Annotated in this window: 9 protein-coding genes; 1 reads left to right on the forward strand and 8 read right to left on the reverse strand. The window is 71.3% G+C overall.

Annotated elements, in window-relative coordinates; all coding sequences use genetic code 11:
• Positions 1 to 241 precede the first annotated feature (241 nt).
• From ACSDR0_RS49030 to ACSDR0_RS49060, 7 genes are all read right to left on the reverse strand, one after another.
• Positions 242 to 847 carry a response regulator transcription factor gene (locus tag ACSDR0_RS49030; protein WP_435295859.1) on the reverse strand — a complete coding sequence of 202 codons (606 nt, stop codon included), beginning with the start codon at positions 845 to 847 and terminating at the stop codon, positions 242 to 244.
• On the reverse strand, positions 844 to 2,055 hold the full coding sequence (locus tag ACSDR0_RS49035) for a sensor histidine kinase (protein ID WP_435295860.1): 1,212 nt from the start codon (positions 2,053 to 2,055) through the stop codon (positions 844 to 846). The genes ACSDR0_RS49030 and ACSDR0_RS49035 overlap by 4 nt, the downstream gene beginning before the upstream one ends.
• 5 nt (positions 2,056 to 2,060) lie before the next feature.
• The gene (locus tag ACSDR0_RS49040) at positions 2,061 to 3,041 is read right to left on the reverse strand and encodes a CPBP family intramembrane glutamic endopeptidase (RefSeq protein ID WP_435295861.1); all 981 of its coding nucleotides are present in this window, start codon (positions 3,039 to 3,041) and stop codon (positions 2,061 to 2,063) included.
• Between the two features lie 808 nt (positions 3,042 to 3,849).
• The gene (locus ACSDR0_RS49045) at positions 3,850 to 4,023 is read right to left on the reverse strand and encodes a ParA family protein (RefSeq protein WP_435295862.1); all 174 of its coding nucleotides are present in this window, start codon (positions 4,021 to 4,023) and stop codon (positions 3,850 to 3,852) included.
• A gap of 66 nt (positions 4,024 to 4,089) precedes the next feature.
• Positions 4,090 to 4,890 carry an alpha/beta hydrolase gene (locus tag ACSDR0_RS49050; protein ID WP_435295863.1) on the reverse strand — a complete coding sequence of 267 codons (801 nt, stop codon included), beginning with the start codon at positions 4,888 to 4,890 and terminating at the stop codon, positions 4,090 to 4,092.
• A 96-nt stretch (positions 4,891 to 4,986) separates the two neighbouring features.
• Positions 4,987 to 5,457 (reverse strand): sensor histidine kinase, encoded by a 471-nt coding sequence (locus ACSDR0_RS49055; RefSeq protein ID WP_435295864.1) that lies wholly within the window; start codon positions 5,455 to 5,457, stop codon positions 4,987 to 4,989.
• Entirely contained in the window at positions 5,415 to 5,528 is a 114-nt protein-coding gene (locus tag ACSDR0_RS49060) for a hypothetical protein (RefSeq protein ID WP_435295866.1), read from the reverse strand. The genes ACSDR0_RS49055 and ACSDR0_RS49060 overlap by 43 nt, the downstream gene beginning before the upstream one ends.
• Here ACSDR0_RS49060 and ACSDR0_RS49065 point away from each other — a divergent pair.
• Positions 5,476 to 5,778 carry a hypothetical protein gene (locus tag ACSDR0_RS49065; RefSeq protein ID WP_435295867.1) on the forward strand — a complete coding sequence of 101 codons (303 nt, stop codon included), beginning with the start codon at positions 5,476 to 5,478 and terminating at the stop codon, positions 5,776 to 5,778. The genes ACSDR0_RS49060 and ACSDR0_RS49065 overlap by 53 nt on opposite strands.
• 118 nt (positions 5,779 to 5,896) lie before the next feature.
• Here ACSDR0_RS49065 and ACSDR0_RS49070 read toward each other — a convergent pair.
• Positions 5,897 to 6,076: hypothetical protein (locus ACSDR0_RS49070; RefSeq protein ID WP_435295865.1), on the reverse strand; the 180-nt coding region annotated here is incomplete at its 5' end.

Raw genomic sequence — 6,076 nt, forward strand, 5'->3', positions numbered from 1 at the left:
CCGCCGACGACAAGCCCAAGCTCGACGCTCCCACTACCGAAGACGCGGCCACACCACCCTCTAAACGCCGTTGCAGTACTAGCGCCGACCACTCCGAACTTCAACTCTGTCCGGTTTCTGCAGTGGCATAGCCGCAGGTCAGCGCAGGGGTATGTTCTCTGAACCTGCGGCCAGAGCGACATCGACGGCTGGTATGCAGGCGCCTACACCGCCCGACGCCTCATCCACGCCTTCCTCACGCTCAGATCCAGCCGTGCTCGGCGGCGATGCGCGCGGCCTCGTGCCGGTTCGCGCCGCCGAGCTTGGCGATGGCGGCCGCCAGGTAGTTCCGCACAGTCCCACGGGACAGCGAGACCCGCCGCGCTATCTCGTCGACGGGTGCGCCGTCGCGCGCGAGGGCGAGCACGTCGGTCTCGCGCGGGGTGAGCGGGGAGTCGCCGGCACCGATCGCCTCGGCCGCGAGCTCCGGGTCGACGTGCCGGCCGCCGCTCGCTACCTTCCGTACGACCTCCGCCAGGCCGGCAGAGGACACGGTCTTGGGCAGAAAGCCGCGCACGCCCGCGGCGAGGGCGGCCTTCAGGTAGCCAGGGCGGCCGTAGGAGGTCACGACGATGCAGCGGCACTCGGGCAGCTCGGTCGCGAGCCTGCGCGCCACCTCGATGCCGTCGGGCTCGGGCATCTGCAGGTCGAGCAGCGCCACGTCGGGCTGCAGCCGGAGTGCCGTGGCGATCGCTTCCCCGCCGGACGACGCCTGCCCAACGACCTCGAAGTCGTCCTGGAGGTCGAGCAGCCCGGCGATGGCGTCACGGACGAGGTGTTCGTCGTCGGCGACAAGGATGCGAGTCATGCGCGGTCTCTCTCCGGGAGGGGAACTGTGGCGTCGAGCAGGAACCAGTCTCCGTCGCGTCGCGTCGCGATGTGGCCTCCGAGCTCCCTGATCCGCTCGGACATCGCGCGCAGCCCGGTGCCGCCGTCGCGGTTCGTCGCGCCTGGTCCGTCCGTCGCGGTGCCGCGCGCCGCGACGGACCGGACGCGGCCTGCGCCGTCGTTGGCGATCGTGAGCTGTACCTGACCGTCCTCGGTTGTCGTGGCGAGCGTGACCTGCGTGGCTGCCGAGTGGCGCAGCACGTTCGTCATGCCCTCACGGACGACCCATGCGAGCCCCTCCGCGCACTCCTCCGGAACGGGATCACCGCTCACGGTGCAGCGGATGCCCGCGGAGCCCAGCAGCGAGCGTGCGCCGGACACCTCGCCGTCCCAGGTCACCCGGACCTCGCCGCGCACGACGCGCCGGACCACGGTCTCCGCCTCCTGGGCGAGCTGCCGGACGTCGTCGAGCTCCGCGGCCGCGCGCTCTGCGCTGCCGCGGCGGACGAGCTCGGAGGCGAGCTCGCTCTTGACCGCGATCGCGGTGAGCGTGCGGCCGAACACGTCGTGGACGTCGCGCGAGATGCGCAGGCGCTCGTTCGCGAGCGTGAGGGCGGCCCGGTCCTCGTGCGCCTGCTGCAGCTCGTGCAGCACCCGCAGCGTCCACGTGCCGAACCAGCAGCTCCACAGGTACACGCTGACCAGCATCACGTCGCGGACGAGGAGCCAGAGGTCGCCGAAGGCGGCGAGCGGGGCGGCCGCGACGACGATCGCCGCGTTGAGGTACAGCGTCCGTCGCACGTCGAGCACCGGCACCAGGCTCGCGGTGACCGACCCGACGGCCGCCACCGCCGTCAACCTCGTCTCCGGCGTCGGTACGGTGAGGGCGACCGCGACGAGCCCCGCGAGGGCGAGCAGCCACGCGACGACGACGCCGGCGGGGAGCCGCCAGGGACGCCCGGCGAGGACGCTGAGGCCCCACCGGCTGACCAGGACGCTCCCGGCGGCGAGAGTTGTCGTCAGCACGGAGGCGACGGCGAGCCGCGTGAGATCTTCTGCCATGACGGCCCCGCGGGTGGCGAGCACCCCGCCGACGAGGGAGATGATCGGTGCCACCGCCGTGATGTACACGGTCCAGCGAACGTACGTCTCGTACCGGCGTGCGCTGACCGTCGACCGATCGCCCATGCGCCTCATTCTGCCGTCAGCACCCGGGCTGTGGGCGTGGACGCCCCGCTCGCAGGCGCGTCCAGAGGGGTAAGCGATGGGCCGCAGTGCCGGGTGCGGTACCAGACCACCGCGGTGATGACCGCCAGCAGCGCGCACGGGACCAGGAGGACGGCGGACCCGATGCCGGCCGAGCGGTCCATCCCCGCCCCGGTGGTCAGATCGGCCTGCAAGGCCAGGACCAGCAGGAGCACAAGGACGTTGTTGGCCGCGTGCAGGACGGACGACGTCTCGATGCCGCCCGTGCGCCAGGTGATGAGCGCGAACGACACGCCGAGCGCGAGGTAGTAGACGTTGAACCAGACGTCGGTGGCGAGGTGGGGCACGGCGAACAGGACGGCGGAGACGACGACGCCGAGCGTCAGCGCGGTGCGCGGCCCACGACCCCAGCTCGCGGCGACCCGGAACAGCAACCCGCGGAACCCGTACTCCTCGCCCGCGCTCTGCAGCGGCGCGAACAAGATCGTGGCCGCGAACATGAACAACAAGTCGCTGACCGCCCACTCGCCCGGATGGTACGGCACCAAGGCGGTGTAGAAGATCGCCAGGTAGACCGCCCAGACTGGGACCAGGAACAGGACCGCACGGCCGAACACCGCGGGACGGAACACCGAGGCCACGGAGTGGAGCGAGCTACCCCGGACGCCGTACAGCCAGCGCTGGATGAGCATGCTCCACGGGATCATCAGCGCGACGGACGCCAGGGTGGCGGCCATCCCGACCGGCGTGAGCTCAGTGCCGGCCGTGACGTCGTTGGCACGCCCGAGCCGGAGGTCGACCTGATCACCGAGCCAGGCGAAGGCGAGGCCGCAGCCGAACAGGCCGACGTACAGCAGCACGATCGCGAGGATGCCGCGGCCGATACGGCGCTTCTCGCCAGCGAGCACGAGGTGGTACGGCACGTTCAGGGGGACGGGGCGCCGGGAACGTTCTGCGGTGAGATTCATGCCTCCACCCTCGGGGGACGCATGCTCGCCAGTCAGTGCCACCTGTCACGAGTTTCCCTTCCGTGCGCACGGGACGATGCATGACAGATGTCATGAGCCGTAGGACCGGCTGGGGCCGAGGATGACGATGTTGGTGTTGCCAGACTGCCTGGCTTGTAAGAAGTGGCGGCACGGCCACCGCATGTGCCTGGGGCCGTAGCGATTCCTTCGTCCGGACGTTCGACGCAGCCTCTGACCTGCGCGCCTAATCATCGGTGACAATGCTCAACCTTCGCTGCGACAGAACAGTCGTCTTGCTGATCCCCTCCCGAGCCTCGCACTTGTCCGCGAGGGAACTCGACGAGGAGTGGCTGGAGAGACCCCACGTCCGCTACCTCATCCGCCGAACCCGATGATCCAGCGGGTACCGGCAACGAGGCCGGGCAGGGCGCCCGAGCGCGGTGGCGGGGCGGCCTGCCCGGACCAGGTCGTCGAGAGACGGATTCGATCCACCCGCTGCGGAAAGAGGCCTTCGAGGAGGATCGGTGCAGAAATCAGCGGCAGAGGCCGCTACCTACGGCGTTCCAAAAGCCCGCCTCGGCAGCGCAATCGCTCCGTCGGGCTTCCCCGACCAACAGTCGATGCCCATGAACTGCTGAAACATCAGGACGTCCAGGCCTACCGCCAAAATCCGTACCGATCTTCCCCGAAGGCCTGTCGGTCCGCCGTCGACGAGCCCGGCATCGCGCGCGTAGGCCTGTCGGTAAGGCTGGCCCCACCAGCCGCCATCTGTGACTTCCCGCAGGTGGATAGGGGTGTAAGAGGATGTCTACACGGGGAACCGGTCGATGACGCCGTCGTAGGTTTCCTGGGCGGGTCCGAGCGCGATCTTGGAGTGGATTTCCAGCGAGGTGCGGCTGGCGTGGCCGGAGGTGAACGTGGTCTTACCAACCCCGCCCTTCTGGTTGGCCATGGCCACGCGGCGGGCCCTGCGGGTGGTCATGGTCGGGCGGGGTGGCCTGCTCGATCCTCTCCACGTGCCGGGCCCAGCGGCCGGCACGCGAGCGGCTCAGCCATGCGACACCTCCGCCGTCCTGCCGAGGGTGATGAGTGCCAGGTTGCGCAGGGAGGCGGTGCCGGGGGTGAAGTAGTCGCTGTGCCCGCCGGGGCCGGTGGCGAAGAGGCGGGCGCCGAAGGCCGGGTCCATCGGGTCGCCGCCGAAGCCGAAGGGGCCGATCTTCAGATCGGGCACGTACGACACCCAGTCGCTGTCCCCCCGCCCCGCCCACACCCGGGGCGCCTCACCGCCGGAGGACCAGAAGCCGCCGGAGGCGTCGGCGGGTCCGGAAGGGTCGGCGGGTCCGGAGGTCAGAGCGGCGGCGGTGGGCCGGGTGGTGCCGGGGCTGCCGAAGAGCGCCACGTCGGCGAGGGGCAGGCCGGGGGCGGCCTTCGCGCAGACCACCGAGCCGTAGCTGTGGCACAGCAGGCTGATCGGGGCACTCGTGCGGGCGCGCAGGCCGGTGACCTCCTGCCGCAGGGCCCGCGCGCCGTCGCCGGCCGCGCCCTCGGTCAGGACGTCGGTGCTCCACGTGGCCGGGCTGTCGTAGCCCAGCCACGCCACCACCGCCACGCGGGCGCCGGGGTCCAGGCGGCGGGCCTCGGCGAGCAGGGCTCGCGCGGCGCCGCCCGGACGATGGGTGCTGTTCTCGAACGTGGCGGCTGTGGTGTCCGAGCCGGGCACGATGATCGCCACCCGCTCGGCCGTGGCGAGATCGCCGTAGACCTTGACGAGCCGTTCGCCCGCCGGGGGCTGCGCCGCTCCCGTCGCCCCCAGGACCACCACGCTCGCCGCGATGGGTTGCCTGATCATCGGATCCTCCTGTCCCTCTGTAGATGAGGGACCTGAAGCTACGAATCAGGCCTGGTCGTCCGCGTCGCCGTATGGAGTGGTCTTCGCACGTCACTCTCAGGGGGTACGGCGGTCAGGCAGGGTGGCGGTGATCGCGAAGCCGCCCTCGGGTGTGGGACCGACCTCCAGCGTGCCGCCGAGCGGCGTGACGCGCTTCCGCATGCCCTTCAGTCCCGTGACCTCCCTCGCCGCCGGAGGTCGGGGGACGGGCGGGCGGCCGGTTGGCCACGTGGACGAGCAGGACCGCGTCCGTCCGCCGCACCTCCACCGACACCGCCGAGCCGGCGCGTGCCGCATCGCGTTGCTCAGCGCCTCCTGCGCGATCCGGTACGCGGCGGCCCCCGTCTCGGCCGCGATCCCGCCCGGCGGCCCCGACACCTCGACCGTGAGCCCGGCCGCGCGGGCGGACTCCACCAACTCCGCCAGGCGCTCCAGGCCGGGCGGGGCCGCCTCACGCAGGGCGCAGACGATCTGCCGCATGTCGCTCAGCGCCTCCAGCGACACCGCCCGCACGTCGGCCGGCAGCACCGCGTCGCCGTCGGTCTGATGCGCACGGCCTCGGCCTGGATGGCGATCGCCGACATGTGGTGGGCCACCACGTCGTGCAACTCCCGGGCGATCCTCAACCGCTCCTCCGCCACCGCCTGCGCGGCCAGAGCCTGCTCGGCCTGGGTCTCCAGCCGCGCCAGAGTACGGCGGCGCGCCTACGCGAACCGCCCAACGGCGACCACCGAGGGCACCAGGAGCGGCAGGATGATGTCAGCGTCGGCATGCGCCGCGGTCCACACCATCGACGCCGCCCCCACGACGATCGACACCGTCCAGCCGTGGCGGGCGCTCACGGTGTAGAGGCAGAGCAGATAGGCGGCGAGGCCGCCGATCGTGAGCCCGGAATCCTGAATGTGGAGCACCGGGCCCATGGAGTAGACCTGGCCGAGTGTCGTGATGGCCCAGGCGGCCAGCGCCGTCAGAGGATCACAAGCAGGGTCGTGGCCGCGGCCGCCAGGGACAGGAGCCCGCCGTTGTCCTGGGGGTGCCAGCCGAGGTAGGGCTGGGGAGGAGACCGCAGGTAGTTCTGGGCCTGGGCGTCCATCAGTCCGTCCAGGGCGACGAAGAACAGCGTCACGGCCACGGCCACGTCGATGAG

It is taken from the genome of Streptosporangium sp. G11, assembly GCF_051192615.1.
Classification (GTDB): domain Bacteria; phylum Actinomycetota; class Actinomycetes; order Streptosporangiales; family Streptosporangiaceae; genus Streptosporangium.

Bases quoted from the DNA above. Each gene is read 5' to 3' on its own strand.
- ACSDR0_RS49030 (WP_435295859.1), bottom strand. From the start codon at position 847: ATGACTCGCATCCTTGTCGCCGACGACGAACACCTCGTCCGTGACGCC.
- ACSDR0_RS49035 (WP_435295860.1), bottom strand. From the start codon at position 2,055: ATGGGCGATCGGTCGACGGTCAGCGCACGCCGGTACGAGACGTACGTT.
- ACSDR0_RS49040 (WP_435295861.1), bottom strand. From the start codon at position 3,041: ATGAATCTCACCGCAGAACGTTCCCGGCGCCCCGTCCCCCTGAACGTG.
- ACSDR0_RS49045 (WP_435295862.1), bottom strand. From the start codon at position 4,023: ATGACCACCCGCAGGGCCCGCCGCGTGGCCATGGCCAACCAGAAGGGC.
- ACSDR0_RS49050 (WP_435295863.1), bottom strand. From the start codon at position 4,890: ATGATCAGGCAACCCATCGCGGCGAGCGTGGTGGTCCTGGGGGCGACG.
- ACSDR0_RS49065 (WP_435295867.1), top strand. From the start codon at position 5,476: ATGCGCACGGCCTCGGCCTGGATGGCGATCGCCGACATGTGGTGGGCC.